The organism is Mesorhizobium sp. B2-8-5, from assembly GCF_006440675.2.
In the GTDB taxonomy this organism is placed as follows: Bacteria; Pseudomonadota; Alphaproteobacteria; order Rhizobiales; family Rhizobiaceae; genus Mesorhizobium.
In genome coordinates, this window is sequence record NZ_CP083951.1 from 5,744,971 (window position 1) to 5,757,841 (window position 12,871).

Annotated in this window: 15 protein-coding genes; 6 read left to right on the top strand and 9 right to left on the bottom strand. The window is 64.8% G+C overall.

Going from position 1 to position 12,871, the window contains the following annotated elements:
- Nucleotides 1–666: a tetratricopeptide repeat protein gene (locus tag FJ430_RS28455; RefSeq protein ID WP_140645070.1), complete on the bottom strand. Its 666-nt coding sequence runs from the start codon at nt 664–666 to the stop codon at nt 1–3.
- Nucleotides 667–866: 200 nt separating this feature from the next.
- On the opposite strand from FJ430_RS28455, the gene FJ430_RS28460 reads away from it, so the two are divergent.
- Entirely contained in the window at nt 867–1,877 is a 1,011-nt protein-coding gene (locus FJ430_RS28460; RefSeq protein WP_140705193.1) for a polysaccharide deacetylase family protein, read from the top strand.
- A 48-nt stretch (nt 1,878–1,925) separates the two neighbouring features.
- On the opposite strand, the gene sbmA is transcribed toward FJ430_RS28460, so the two are convergent.
- From sbmA to FJ430_RS28475, 3 genes are all read right to left on the bottom strand, one after another.
- Nucleotides 1,926–3,185, bottom strand: coding sequence for a peptide antibiotic transporter SbmA (gene sbmA, locus FJ430_RS28465; protein ID WP_140645072.1), 1,260 nt, complete (start codon nt 3,183–3,185; stop codon nt 1,926–1,928).
- A gap of 123 nt (nt 3,186–3,308) precedes the next feature.
- Nucleotides 3,309–4,469, bottom strand: coding sequence for a YbfB/YjiJ family MFS transporter (locus tag FJ430_RS28470; RefSeq protein WP_226891939.1), 1,161 nt, complete (start codon nt 4,467–4,469; stop codon nt 3,309–3,311).
- An 83-nt stretch (nt 4,470–4,552) separates the two neighbouring features.
- Nucleotides 4,553–4,753 (bottom strand): hypothetical protein, encoded by a 201-nt coding sequence (locus tag FJ430_RS28475; RefSeq protein ID WP_140705191.1) that lies wholly within the window; start codon nt 4,751–4,753, stop codon nt 4,553–4,555.
- A 96-nt stretch (nt 4,754–4,849) separates the two neighbouring features.
- On the opposite strand from FJ430_RS28475, the gene FJ430_RS28480 reads away from it, so the two are divergent.
- The 3 genes from FJ430_RS28480 to FJ430_RS28490 all read left to right on the top strand — a co-directional run bounded on the left by FJ430_RS28480 (nt 4,850) and on the right by FJ430_RS28490 (nt 7,480).
- Nucleotides 4,850–5,764: a LysR substrate-binding domain-containing protein gene (locus FJ430_RS28480; RefSeq protein ID WP_140705189.1), complete on the top strand. Its 915-nt coding sequence runs from the start codon at nt 4,850–4,852 to the stop codon at nt 5,762–5,764.
- Nucleotides 5,765–5,847: 83 nt separating this feature from the next.
- Nucleotides 5,848–7,104: an aminopeptidase gene (locus FJ430_RS28485; RefSeq protein WP_140705187.1), complete on the top strand. Its 1,257-nt coding sequence runs from the start codon at nt 5,848–5,850 to the stop codon at nt 7,102–7,104.
- 22 nt (nt 7,105–7,126) lie between these two features.
- Nucleotides 7,127–7,480: a DUF488 domain-containing protein gene (locus FJ430_RS28490; RefSeq protein WP_140705185.1), complete on the top strand. Its 354-nt coding sequence runs from the start codon at nt 7,127–7,129 to the stop codon at nt 7,478–7,480.
- Nucleotides 7,481–7,729: 249 nt separating this feature from the next.
- Here FJ430_RS28490 and FJ430_RS28495 read toward each other — a convergent pair whose 3' ends face one another.
- Complete coding sequence (locus FJ430_RS28495) at nt 7,730–8,077, bottom strand: ArsC family reductase (RefSeq protein WP_140705183.1); 348 nt, start codon at nt 8,075–8,077, stop codon at nt 7,730–7,732.
- A 147-nt stretch (nt 8,078–8,224) separates the two neighbouring features.
- Here FJ430_RS28495 and FJ430_RS28500 point away from each other — a divergent pair, with 147 nt between their 5' ends.
- Together FJ430_RS28500 and FJ430_RS28505 are read left to right on the top strand one after the other, a co-directional pair.
- On the top strand, nt 8,225–8,581 hold the full coding sequence (locus tag FJ430_RS28500; protein ID WP_140705181.1) for an ArsR/SmtB family transcription factor: 357 nt from the start codon (nt 8,225–8,227) through the stop codon (nt 8,579–8,581).
- Nucleotides 8,578–9,057 (top strand): SRPBCC family protein, encoded by a 480-nt coding sequence (locus tag FJ430_RS28505; protein ID WP_140705179.1) that lies wholly within the window; start codon nt 8,578–8,580, stop codon nt 9,055–9,057. Before FJ430_RS28500 ends, FJ430_RS28505 begins: the two co-directional genes overlap by 4 nt.
- A gap of 94 nt (nt 9,058–9,151) precedes the next feature.
- Here the strand turns inward: FJ430_RS28505 and FJ430_RS28510 are convergent, their stop codons facing one another.
- The 4 genes from FJ430_RS28510 to FJ430_RS28525 form a co-directional block, all read right to left on the bottom strand.
- Nucleotides 9,152–9,505, bottom strand: a complete 354-nt coding sequence (locus tag FJ430_RS28510; RefSeq protein ID WP_140645080.1) for a nuclear transport factor 2 family protein — start codon at nt 9,503–9,505, stop codon at nt 9,152–9,154.
- 135 nt (nt 9,506–9,640) lie between these two features.
- Nucleotides 9,641–10,276 (bottom strand): 2'-5' RNA ligase family protein, encoded by a 636-nt coding sequence (locus FJ430_RS28515; RefSeq protein ID WP_140705177.1) that lies wholly within the window; start codon nt 10,274–10,276, stop codon nt 9,641–9,643.
- Nucleotides 10,277–10,333: 57 nt separating this feature from the next.
- Nucleotides 10,334–11,320 (bottom strand): 2-dehydropantoate 2-reductase, encoded by a 987-nt coding sequence (locus tag FJ430_RS28520; protein ID WP_140705175.1) that lies wholly within the window; start codon nt 11,318–11,320, stop codon nt 10,334–10,336.
- Nucleotides 11,320–12,849, bottom strand: coding sequence for an acyl--CoA ligase (locus FJ430_RS28525; protein WP_140705173.1), 1,530 nt, complete (start codon nt 12,847–12,849; stop codon nt 11,320–11,322). The genes FJ430_RS28520 and FJ430_RS28525 overlap by 1 nt, the downstream gene beginning before the upstream one ends.
- Between the last annotated feature and the right edge of the window lie 22 nt (nt 12,850–12,871).

Sequence of the window (12,871 nt, forward strand, 5' to 3'; positions counted from 1 at the left end):
TCACGACGCGTTGCCCGACCCGCGGATCAGCTCGGACATCAGCTGCGCCCGCTGGCGCACATTGCGCGGGGCGGCTTCATCCGAAGAGATCTGGTCGAACAGTTTGAGTGCGTCCGCCGACTTGCCGTCCTTCCAGGCGGCAAGGCCAAGCGCCTCGCGCGCCGAGTGGCGCAGCGGATTGGTGTCGGCGGTGAGCGCCTCGATGCGGCTGGAGACGTCGGCGTAGGAACCATGGTCGACGAGCAGCAGCGCCGCCCTCAGCCGCGCGATGTCGCGAATGCCGGCCGGAATGGCGTTGTCGGCGGCGACCTCGTCGAAATCCTTGACCGCGCCGTCGACGTCGCCCTTGTCGGCCTTGACGGTCGCGGCGCGCATGCGGGCGAGCAGCGGATAGGCGCCGTAGCCGTCCTTCTCCAACTGGTCGAGCGCAGCGATCGCCTCGTCGTTCTTGCCGTCATTGGCGAGCTTGAGGGCCGCCGAGAAGGCGTCGCCGGAGCGGTTGGCGCGGGTCTCGTCCCAGTAGCGGTAGCCGACGACAGCGGCGGTGCCGAGCACGATGAGGATGGCAAGGCCGAGAATGGCCGGGCCAAAACGGTCCCATAGCTTCTGCGCCTGCTCGCGACGCATCTCTTCGTTGACTTCGCGGATAAAACTGTCGTCCGACATCAATCAAAACCATTGCTGCCCCGGAAGGGGGCGCCTCTTGAGCCCGCGTTTTAGCGAAATTTTGTCGGCATGGAAGGGGGCGGACCGGAAAATCGGCTTGGAATGCCGGGCGCCCACAGCCCTTGCCTGAACGCAACCGCGCCACATTTGCGCGATAGCCGGCTTCCGATCAGCCGGAGACGTCCCGCCAGAGGTTGCCAATGCTTCGTATGTACCGCTTCCTTGCATTCAGTCTCGCCTCGCTCGCCTCGGCCAATGCAGCCTTCGCCGATCCGCCGAAATCGCCGGCCGCTTCGCCCGCCAGACCCAAGCAGGTGGTGCTGATCTCGTTCGACGCCGCCCGCGAGATCTCGCAATGGCAACGCAGCCGTGCGCTGGCAAAGCGCACGGGCGCGCATTTCACCTATTTCCTGTCCTGCGTGTTCCTGCTCTCGCCGGAGACGCGGCAGGACTATGCCGGCCCCGGCAAGGGCGCCGGCAAATCCAATGTCGGCTTCGGCGCCTCGAAACAGGACGTGGCCGACCGGCTGGAGCAGGTCCGGCTGGCCGCGGCCGAGGGTCACGACATCGGCAGCCATGCCTGCGGCCATTTCGATGGCAACGCGTGGAGCAAGGCGGACTGGCTGGCCGAATTCGCATCCGTCCGGCGCATTTTCGAGAACGCCTATGCGATCAACGGCATCCAGGAGCCGGCCGGCTGGCACGATTTCGCGCATCATGCGCTGGTCGGGTTCCGCGCGCCCTATCTCTCGACCGGCAAGGCGCTTTACGAAGCCCTGCCCGAGGCCGGTTTCCAGTATGACGCCAGCGGTGTCTCCAAAGGCCCGACCGTCCCGCCGACCCTGAATGGGACAACCCGCTTTGCCCTGCCGCTCATCCCGGAGGGACCGAAGGCGAAGCCGGTGATCGCCATGGATTACAATCTTTATGTCCGCCACTCGGACGGTACCGAGAAGCCGGCCATGGCGGACGCATTCGCCGAGCGCGCCTACCAGGCGTTCCACGCCGCTTTCGAGGCTCAGTACAACAGCAAGCGCCTGCCGCTGGAGCTCGGCTTCCACTTCACCCTGATGAATAACGGCGCGTACTGGAATGCGCTGGAGCGCTTTGCGGATGAGGTCTGCGTGATGCAGCAAGTCGAGTGCATCAGTTTCCGCGACTATGTCGCACGCCGGCGCGCCGGCCAGGCACAGGCGACCGCGGGCGGCTGAGCCGCCCGCCGGATCGCTTATCTTTACGCTCTCCTGGGTTGCTCCAGATCAGGCCGGGTCCTCAGCGCCCTGCCGAGCCAGATAGCGCCGGTCGATGTCTGGAAGCGGCTCGCCTTGGAGCGTCGCCTCGAAGGCGCGCAGGCGCTTGTGGACCGACTGCAGTTCGACGATGGTCGACCAGGAATTCAGCAGGAACTGGAGCGAATTCGTCACCTTGCCGAAGGCATTCGAAATCTGGTTGAGCGCGCCGAAGGTGATCTTATGGGCGACCAGCGATGGGCCGAGGATCAGCAGCGAGAAGATGTTGTCCGCCTGCAGGTACGTGTACCGGACGACGTTGAAATAGATGTAGTGGAAATAGAGCCTGAAGTAGTTGCGGCGCACATTGGTGAACAGCTCCGCCGTCGTCGCCGGCTGCGCCCGATCGGGATGATCCTCGCCGTAGACAAGTTCCTTGCGGTAAGCCGCCTCGACGCGCTGATTGCGGAACTGGAGGCCCGGCAGCTTGATGCCTGCGAGCATCACCGAGGCCGTGCCGAACAGGCACCAGCCCAGAGCCGCAACGACCAGAGGCTGCGGCACCGCGCCGATGATCGGCAGCTCGGTGATGTGCGCCTGAAGCTGGATCATCACCGGCAGGAAGGCGATCAGGGTCATGATCGACTGGACGAAGCTGGAGCCCAGGTCCTCCATGATCTGCGAGAAACGCATCGTGTCTTCCTGGATGCGCTGCGAGGCGCCCTCGATATGGCGCAGCCGGCTCCAGTTGGCCACGAAGTAATTGTTCATCGCGGTTCGCCAGCGGAAGATCCAATGGCTGACGATGAAGGCGTTGATCACCTGCACGTTCATGCCGACCAGCGCCAGCCAGGAGAAGTCGGCCAATCCCTTGTAGAATTCGGTGTCGGTCGAGGCTGTCGTTCCCGACATCAGGCCCTGAACGTAGTCGAAGAAAGGACCATACCAGTTGTTGACCGCGACGGAGACCTGCACGTTGAAATAGATGAAGAACAGGATGACGGCGGTCATAAGGATCGACCAGTTCTGCCACGGATGCGGCGCATACCAGCTCCAGAACGCATAGAAGACCGCCACGCAGGCCGCGAAGTAGATGTAGAACCACAGGAAGGGCTTCGACCACAGCACCGCGATACCGATGATGGGCGGCGCGCCGGCCGCAGCGGGAGGGAAGCCTAAGACGGCTCCCAGTTGCTCGCCGCCGAAAAACCAGAACAGAATCGCCGCAAGGCTCCAGACGGCGGCCGAGGTGAAGAAGAGCTTCGGCTGCGGGAAAAAAGATACGAACACTGTGGCGGGTTTCCTCGGTCTGACCGCAAATCAGCGGCGTTGCTGTTCGGCGGGCATAAGGTCACACAATAGGGGGAAAGAAAATGCCCGTGCCCGATGCCCGGCATCGAACAAGGCCGCAAATCATGGCGATTTTGGCGCAGCCGACCAGGCAATGACGCCGGAGAGCAGCAAGGCGGCCGCCGCCATGATCGAGGCAAGCACGTAATTGCCCGATGCCTGAGCAAGCAGGCCGGCGGCGATCGGGCCGACGATCTGGCCAAGGCCGAAGGCTGCCGTCATCACCGCGAAGATGCGGCGCGGCGCCCGCGGCGCGAGCTGCCTGCCCATCTGTATGCCCAGCGCCGTGAGGGCGATGAAGGTGCCGCCGAGCAGGACGCCGGCAATCAACGGTCCGGCTGCGCCCTTGACGACGACGCTGGCGGTGACGCCGACCACCTCGACCAGGCAGCTCGCGGCATAAGCGGCATAAAGCCCTATCCGGCCGGCGAGCTTCTGCCACGCCCAAGTCGAGGGAAAGCCGGCAAGGCCGGCGACCATCCAGACGGTGGCCTCGAAGACGCGCCCGCCGCCGCCTTGGCGCACGATGGCGACCAGGAAAGTGGCCGTCACCACATAGCCGAAGCCGAACAGCCCGTAGGCGACGATCATCTTCACCAGGGAGCCGTCCTTCGGCAGCGCCGGCTCGCGCCCGTCGGTGACATTGGCCGGCGTGGTCGAGCCGGCGAGCAGCATGACGACGAGCAGGCCGACCGCCGAAAGCGCTCCGGACCAGAGCCAGCCGGCGGCCCAGCCCGCGTGTTCGGAGACGAGGATCGCCAGCAACGCCGAGGACGCGGCAATGCCGAGACCGACGCCACCGAAATGCAGCGCCTGCAAATCGCCGCGGCCGGCCTCAGCCAGATGGCTGAAGACGATCGAGGCCATGAACACCATGACGAAGGCGCTGGCGAGGCCGGCGAGGAAGCGGATGACGAGGAAGGCGGCCATGGTCTCATTGAGCCCCATGAGGGCCGCGAGCACGGCGCTGGCGGCAAGGCCGGCGAACATCAGCAGGCGCTCGCGGCCATGCGCCCAGCCGCCGGCCGCGGCGAGCGCGCCGATGAGGTAGCCGAGATAATTGGCGGAAGCGATCCAGCCGGCATCGGCCGGCGTCAGGTGCAGTTCCTCCATCATGCCGGGCAGGATCGGCGTGTAGACGAAGCGGCCGATGCCCATGGCAACGGCGAGCGCGATCATGCCGGCAAGGGCAAGGCGCAGCGGAGATGGCGAGGTGGCGTTCATTGCGGCGCACAATAAGTGCGCGCGTCCGCGAAACAATGTGCTTGCGTTGGGCCAGCGCTGCCCCGCAACCGGGCCGAATGGCGTCAGAGACAGGTTGTGCCCACGATCTCGTATGCGGTGCGGCGGGCCGTCAGCCGGAAGGGCATGTCGCCGAGCTCGCGCTCCGACATGATGTCGAGCACCGGATGCGACAGCGGATCGGTGATCCAGCGGGTCATCACATCGTCATCGCGCGGCCTTGCCTCGGCGCCGGAAAGCCCTTTCAGCAAGGATAAAATCTTCATGGGCCACCTCCTGGCTCAAGGCTATTCCTGTTAAATTCCGCCCTTTCCTGTGGGGTTTCAATTGAGATTCCGATCCATCTACTTTAGAAAAACTGAATGGCTGTGCTCAATCGCGTCCATCTCAACGGCCTGCGTGCCGTGGAAACCGTCGCTCGGCTGGGATCGCTGGCGGGAGCGGCCGCCGAACTGAATGTCTCGGTCAGCGCCGTCAGCCAGCAGGTCAAGCGCACCGAAAAGCAGCTGGGGCAGGCGCTGTTCGAACGGACGCCGGGCGGGCTCGTGCCGACCGAATTCGGCGCCGCCTTCACGGCGAGGCTCAGCGCCGGCTTCCGCGAGATCGCGCAAGCGGTGGCGCTGGCCGACGAGGCCAACGAATGCACGCTGGTCGTCTCGGTGGCGCCGGCCTTCGCCTCGAAATGGCTGCTGCCCCGGCTATCGCGGCATTTCTCCCGACACCCGAACGTGCTTTTGCGCATCGACGCCTCGGCCAGGGTCGCCGATCTCGACCGCTCGGACGTCGATATCGCCATCCGGCTTGGCGATGGCAAATGGCCGGGCGACCGCGCCGAGCTTCTGCTTGCCCAGGAAGTGTTTCCGGTCTGCGCGCCATCGATCGCGGCCAGGCTGAAGTCGATCGGCGATCTGGCGCAGACCTGCGCCATCACCGACGAACGGGCGATGTTCAGCTGGGACCGCTGGTTCGAGGCGGCCGGCGTCGAGCCGGTCACCTTCCAGAAGCGAGCGCGTTTCACCGATCCGATGCTGTGCCTGGAATCGGCGATCGCCGGCCACGGCGTGATGCTCGCCTGGCAATTGCTCACCGCCGACGCGTTGGCCGACGGCCGGCTGGTCGCGCCCTTCGGTGTGCGGGCCGAGAGCGGGCTGGGTTACTGGCTGGTGACCTCAGCCACAAAAAGCGAAAGCCGCAAGGTGCGCGACTTCAAGGCCTGGATCCGCGAGGAGATCGAGGCGACCATGGCGCAGTTCCGGGCGCTGGACAGCGCCGCCTGAATCAGGCCCAGTCGATCGCGGTGGAAAGGCCAACCGCAGCGGTCTATGTAGGGACCGGACCCCAACAAACGGCAGGCAGGACCATGACCACACATTCGCGCGGCGTTTCGGCAACCATCGACCCGGTGAAGCTCGACAGGCTGGCGGAAGTCGCCATCAAGGTCGGGCTGCAGCTGCAGCCCGGACAGGATCTGGTGCTGACCTCGTCGATCGCGGCGCTGCCGCTGACCCGCCGCATCGTCGAGCACGCCTACAAGGCCGGCGCCGGGCTGGTGACGCCGATCTTCAACGACGACGAGATCACGCTGGCGCGTTTCCGCTACGGCGCCGACGCCGGCTTCGACCGCGCCGCCGGCTGGCTGTATGAAGGCATGGCGAAGGCCTTCTCGAACAATGCGGCGCGGCTCGCCGTGCGCGGCGAAGATCCGTCGCTGCTCTCGTCGCAAGATCCGGCCAAGGTGGCGCGCGCCAACAAGGCGAACTCGATGGCCTACCAGCCGGCGCTGGAAAAAATCACCGGCTTCGACATCAACTGGAACATAGTCGCCTATCCCGACCTTGCCTGGGCAAAACAGGTTTTTCCGGGCGAGGCGGACGACGTCGCGGTGGTGAAGCTCGCCGACGCCATCTTCTCGGCCTCGCGGGTCGACGTCGAGGACCCGATCGGCAACTGGAAGGCACACAACGCCGCCTTGGCCGAGCGCACGAAATGGCTGAACGGACATAGTTTCCACGCGCTGCATTTCACCGGTCCAGGCACCGACCTGACCGTCGGGCTGGCGGATGGCCATGAATGGATGGGCGGCGCCTCGACGGCGAAGAACGGCGTCATCTGCAACCCGAACATCCCGACCGAGGAAGTCTTCACCACGCCGCATGCAAGGCGCGTCGAGGGCCATGTCTCCTCGACCAAGCCGCTCTCCTATCAGGGCACACTGATCGACGAGATTTCCGTGCGCTTCGAGGGCGGGCGGATCGTCGAGGCCAAGGCCTCGAAGGGCGAGGACGTCTTGAAGAAGGTGCTCGACACCGACGAGGGCGCGCGCCGCCTCGGCGAAGTGGCGCTGGTGCCGCATTCCTCGCCGATCTCGCGGAGTGGGCTGTTGTTCTTCAACACGCTGTTCGACGAAAACGCCGCCTGCCACATCGCGCTCGGACAGTGCTATTCGAAGTGCTTCGTCGACGGCGCTTCGCTCAGCCAGGACGAGATCGCCGAGCGCGGCGGCAACAAGAGTTTCATCCACATCGACTGGATGATCGGCTCCGACAAGATCGACATTGACGGCGTCGCCAAGGACGGCGGCCGCGTGCCGGTGATGCGCAAGGGCGAGTGGGCGTAAGAGGTCTGCCAGCGGAGATTTCATGGCCTTCGACATAGCGGTGAAGCGCGTCTACGAGCCGCCGGCGAAAGCCGACGGCCAGCGGGTGCTCGTCGACCGAATCTGGCCGCGTGGCGTCAGCAAGAAGGACGCCGAACTGACGCTATGGCTGAAGGAGATCGCGCCGAGCGACGCGCTGCGCAAATGGTTCGGGCACGAGCCGGAGCGCTGGGCAGAGTTCCAGAAGCGATATCGGGCTGAGCTCGATGCGAATGGCGACGCGGTGGCAGAGCTGCGTGCGCTACTCGGCAGGGGCAAGGTGACGCTGCTCTACGGCGCGCATGACGAGGCACATAACAACGCGGTGGCGCTGGCGGGATATTTGCGAGGGGCGTGAGAGGATCTCTGCGCAACCTATCGGCGATTGACGAAAGCCGACACGACGTCCGATCTCCCCCCTTGCGGGGGAGATGCCCGGCAGGGCAGAGGGGGGTGCTGTCCCTCAAACCCCTCAATAATCAAACCGCTTACCCGAGGCAGGTTCGCGTCGCGACGTTGGCCAACGCCGCGTTCCTTCACACCTCCCTCTGGCCTGCCGGCCATCTCCCCCGCAAGGGGGGAGATTGGCAGCGTCGGCGTCCGGCCCCTATTTCACCGCCTCCTCATAGACCTCCGGCTTGAACCCTACCAAAATCCGATCCCCGACCTGCAGCACCGGGCGCTTGATCATCGTCGGCTTGGCGAGCATCAGCTTCTTCGCCTTCTTCTCGTCCAGCCCGGCCTTGTCCGCCTCCGTCAGCTCACGAAAAGTGGTGCTGCCCTTGTTGAGCAGCTTTTCCCAGCCGACCTTGCCGACCCAGCCGTTCAGCCTTTCCGCCTCGATCCCTTCGGCGCGGTAGTCATGGAAGCGATACGGCACGTCATGGCTCTCCAGCCAGACGCGCGCCTTCCTGATCGTGTCGCAGCTGGTGATGCCGTACATAGTGATGGGCAAGGCAGGCCTCGGTGGGTTTGCGAATCTGAGCGAATCCTAGGCCCGCAGCAGCAGCTTTGCCAGCGCTTCACGAAGGCTCGTTTTTGGCTCTTGCCAACACTAAGGTTTTTTCCTAAGTATTATTCGAAACGCCAGAACCGAGGGCCAATGATCAGCCTTGATACCGCCAGCCAGAGCCCGCCGCCCATCGACGGCATTTTTCGCGCGCTTGCCGATCCGACGCGCCGGGGTGTCGTGGAGCGGCTGAACAGAAGCCCAGCCTCGGTCAGCGAACTGGCGGAGCCGTTCGAGATGGCCCTGCCCTCCTTCGTCGAGCATCTCAAGGTGCTGGAGGGCTGCGGGCTGGTGCAGTCGCAAAAGACCGGCCGAGTCAGAACCTACAGTCTTTCGCCCGAGCCGCTGAAGCTTGCGGAAAACTGGCTCGCCGAACAGCGCGCGCTGTGGGAGCGCCGCCTCGACCAGTTCGACGCCTATGTGATGAGCCTCAAGGAGAGTGAAAAGTGAGCTATCCGTTCAAGCCGAACCCGAAACTGGACCTGACGCTGGAGCGCTTTCTCGATGCGCCACGCGAATTGCTGTGGCGCGCCTGGACGACGCCGGAGCACGTCAAGCAGTGGTTCACGCCAAAACCGTGGGTCATCACCGATTGCGAGATCGACTTCAGACCGGGCGGCCTGTTCCGCACGCGCATCCAGTCGCCCGACTGCAAGGAGGTGAGCGACCGCCATTGCTGCTATCTCGAGATCGTGCCGAACGAACGCTTGGTGTGGACCGACGCGCTGCTGCCGGGCTACCGGCCGTCGGGCAAGCCGTTCATCACCGCGGTCATTACCCTGACACCGGAAGGCAAAGGCACGCGCTACACCGCCACCGCCATCCACCGCGACGAGGCGACGCGCAACAGCCACGAGGAGATGGGTTTCTTCGACGGCTGGGGCGCGGTGGCCGACCAGCTGGCTCAGTATGTGAAGACGATTTGAGAAGCTGGCACGGCGACCGGAATATCTGCCCGGTCGCCATCCCTGATTTCAAATTTACGAGCGAAAGGAAGCAAAAAGCCTCAGCGCATCGGCCTCAATAGTAAAAACGCTCTTCGCTGATCTTGCCGTTCTTGACCGTGTAGAGGCCGACCTCGTCCATTTTGACACGTTCGCCGGTGGATTTGGGCGTAATATCGAAGCTGAAGCGCAAGGCGAACTGGTCGCCATTGACATAGGGACCCTCGACCGAGCCGCCGTGGACCTCGTGGTTCGCTTCCCACCACTCGCCCTTCTGCTTGACGGCTTCCTTGCCGTTGCACACGGCCATCGGGCCTTCCATGGCTTCGTAACTGACGATGTCGTCGGCATTGTATTTCGCGGCGGCGCTATGGCTGTCGCCCTGCTTGAGGAGTTCGGTGAAGTCCTTGGCAATTTCGGCAGTGGTCATGGGATCCTCCCGGTTTGGACCAGACATCAAGTAGGTATCGATCGTTCGCCCGCCACGGCTCGGTCGCTTCGCAGGTGACAATTCCTGTCAGCATGGCGAGGCCTGCGCGCTGACGATAAGGACGATTTGAGATGCTCACATGACAGCATGCGCGTCATCCTGACCGTTCAATTGCCAGCGTCTGATGACCTGATAGCGGTCCTGACGCAGGAAGCTGTGTATCAGCACGAACTCGCGCACGGTCCAACCAATCGGCTCAATTGGCCGCTCATTGACTTTCGGAACACGCACTTTGTCACGCAGCAATGTGACGTGCGGCTCGATCGACTTCCCGACAAGCGGCTTAAACGGGCTGTCGGACAGCACAGCGGCGAGCGCTCGCCAGAAGGCCTGCAATGCGGGAACGCCGTCACTGCCGCGCAGAACGAGAGCGCCGCCACCAAAAGCCGACAGACGGTCAAACGACACATCAAAGGCTTGACCTCGGACGAGAGAGCCTGCCGAGCAAGCGGCGTCGACCAGAGATCTTGGCAATCCATCGTGATCGCCGAGCATGACAAGCGAAATATGCAGATGCCTGGTTCGAATGAGCTTTCCGCCGAGCCCTAACTCCCGCTGCCAAGTCACGGCTCGTGAGGCCAGCATACGAGCAATCATCTCTTCGAGAAGGATGGCGAAGAACAGTCGGTCGTTGGGCTCCTGACTGGGCTCGTCCCAACGAAAAAAAGCCTGCCCATTCCTGCCGATCCCGAACCACGGTTGTTCGTTCATGGCTGATCCCTTTCGGATATCGTCCAAAGGATCAGATTAGAACAAATCAAGAACAATCTACAAGGGAGAATAACACCCGCGCTCGATCGCAAGCCGCCGCACCAGCGCCAGCACGGTGTCGATGGTCGGCGTCGGCTGACCGGTCAGGCGGCCGAGCTCCTGCACGGCGGTAACCAGCGCGTCGATCTCCATCGGGCGGCCGCGCTCGAGGTCCTGCAGCATCGAGGTCTTGTGCTCGCCGACATCGCCGGCGCCCTTGATGCGCCGGTCGACCGGGATGAGGAAGCGCACGCCGAGGCTCTCGCCGATCGCCTGCGCCTCCAGCATCATGGCGCGGGCCACGGCGCGCGTCGCTTCATCGGCGACGATCGCGGCAAGCGTGCTGCCGGTCAGCGCCGAGATCGGATTGAAGGAGAGATTGCCCCAAAGCTTCACCCAGATCTCCGAGCGGATGTCCTCGCGCACCGGCGCCTGCAGTCCGGCCTTGACCATTTCGCGGGCAAGCGCGGTGGCTCGCTCGCTCTTCTGGCCCGACGGTTCGCCCAGCGAAAAGCGCGCGCCCTCGACATGGCGGATCAGGCCGGGCGCGTCGACCTCGACGGCGGGATAGACAACCGAGCCGATGACCCGCTCCGGCCCGATGCGATCCCAGATCGCACCGCCAGGATCGACCGCGTCGAGCCGCATGCCTTCGAGCGCGCCGCCGGCCTTGTGGAAATACCACCAGGGCACGCCGTTCTGCATGGTGACGACGGCGGTCCCCTCGCCCAGCAGCGGCGCGATCTGATCGAGCGCCGGCGCCAGCGAATGCGCCTTCAGCGCCAGCACGACATAGTCCTGTACGCCGAGTTCCTCGGCGTGTGCCGCCGCCCTGACCCGCGCCACCGTTTCCTTGCCGTTTTCAATCAGGCGAAGTCCATCGGCCTCGATCGCCTCCAGATGCGCGCCGCGCGCCACGATCGACAGATGGACCGAGCCGGCGATCGCGAGCTTCGCGGCGAGATAGCCACCGATGGCGCCGGCGCCGAAGACAGTGATGCGCATCAGCCGAGACCGAGCTTGGCCGCCAGCCCAATGCGCTGCAGCTTGCCGGTCGCGCCCTTCGGGATTTCGTCGAGGATCAGCACCTTGCGCGGCACCTTGAAATCGGCGAGCCGCGTCGAGGCAAAGCCGCGAATGTCTGCCTCGCTGGCGCTCTGGCCTTCGCGAAGCACGACAGCGGATGCTACCTCTTCACCCAGCTTGTCATGCGGCATGGCGAAGGTGACGACCTGCGCCACCGCCGGATGGTCCATCAGCACTTCGTCGACCTCGAGCGGCGAGATCTTTTCGCCACCGCGATTGATGATCTCCTTCAGCCGGCCGGTGACGCGCAGGTAGCTGTCCTCGTCGAGCACGCCCTGGTCGCCGGTGTGGAACCAGCCATGAGCGAAGGCGCTGGCGTTGGCGTCCGGGTTCTTCTCATAGCCGGCGGTGACGTTGGGGCCGCGAATGACGATCTCGCCGATCTCGCCGGGTTTGAGCAGCCGCCCGTCCTGCGCCATGACGGCGACTTCCGGTCCCGCCGACGCGCCGACGCTGCCGGGCTTGCGCAGTCCAGGCGGCAGGCGGTTGGACGCCATCTGGTGCGCGGCCTCGGTCATGCCGTAGGCCTCGATCACCGGACAGGCGAAGGTGGATTCGAGCTCGGCCATCACTTGCGCCGGGAGCGAAGCCGACGACGAGCGGACGAAGCGCAGCTTCGCTTCGGCGAGCTGCTCGGGGTTGCGGGCGGCGCGCGGCAGGATCGCCTGGTGCATGGTGGGCACGGCGGTGTACCAACTGGGCTTGGCTTCGGAGAGCCACTGGAAGAAACGCAGCGCGTTGAAACCGGGTGTGCAGAAAACGCTGCCGCCGGCGGCGAGCGAGGAGAGCACCGCCGCGATCAGGCCATGGATGTGGAACAACGGCATGATGTTGAGGCAGCGGTCGGCTGGCGTCAGGCCGAGCGTCGCGCCGATATGCGTTGCCGAGGCCGCGAGATTGGCGTGGCTGAGCGGCACCAGTTTCGGACGCGACGTGGTGCCGGAGGTATGCAGAAGGAGCGCGACATCGCCGTCGGCGGCCAGACCGGATGCGACAGGCGGCCCGACGGGGTTGCCCTCGATCGTGAACACGCCGGACGGCGCGCCTTGCGGCGCCGCCAGCCGCAGCACCGGGATGCCGAGGCGCCCGGCGACTTCGACCGAAGGGCCCTGCTCGTCCCTGCCGACGAGGATCGCCTTGACGCCGATGTCGCTCAGATAGAAATCGAGCTCGTCGGCCCGGTAGGCCGGATTGAGCGGCGCGGTGGACGCGGCCGCAGCAACGGCGATGAAAGCCGTCGCCATTTCCGGACCGTTCGGCAGCACGATGGCGACACGGTCGCCGCGGCCGATGCCCAGCGCGTTGAGCCGCGCCACGGTATCGCCGATCAGGCGGCGCAGTCCGCCATGCGAAAGGGCCGTCCGTTCGGGCGCGGCGATGGCCGGCGCGTCGTCGGCGCCAGGCGCAAGGCGATGGGCGAGATCGGTGGCGTCTTCGCTGTTTGTCATGGTTCCAGACTATGTTTCGAAC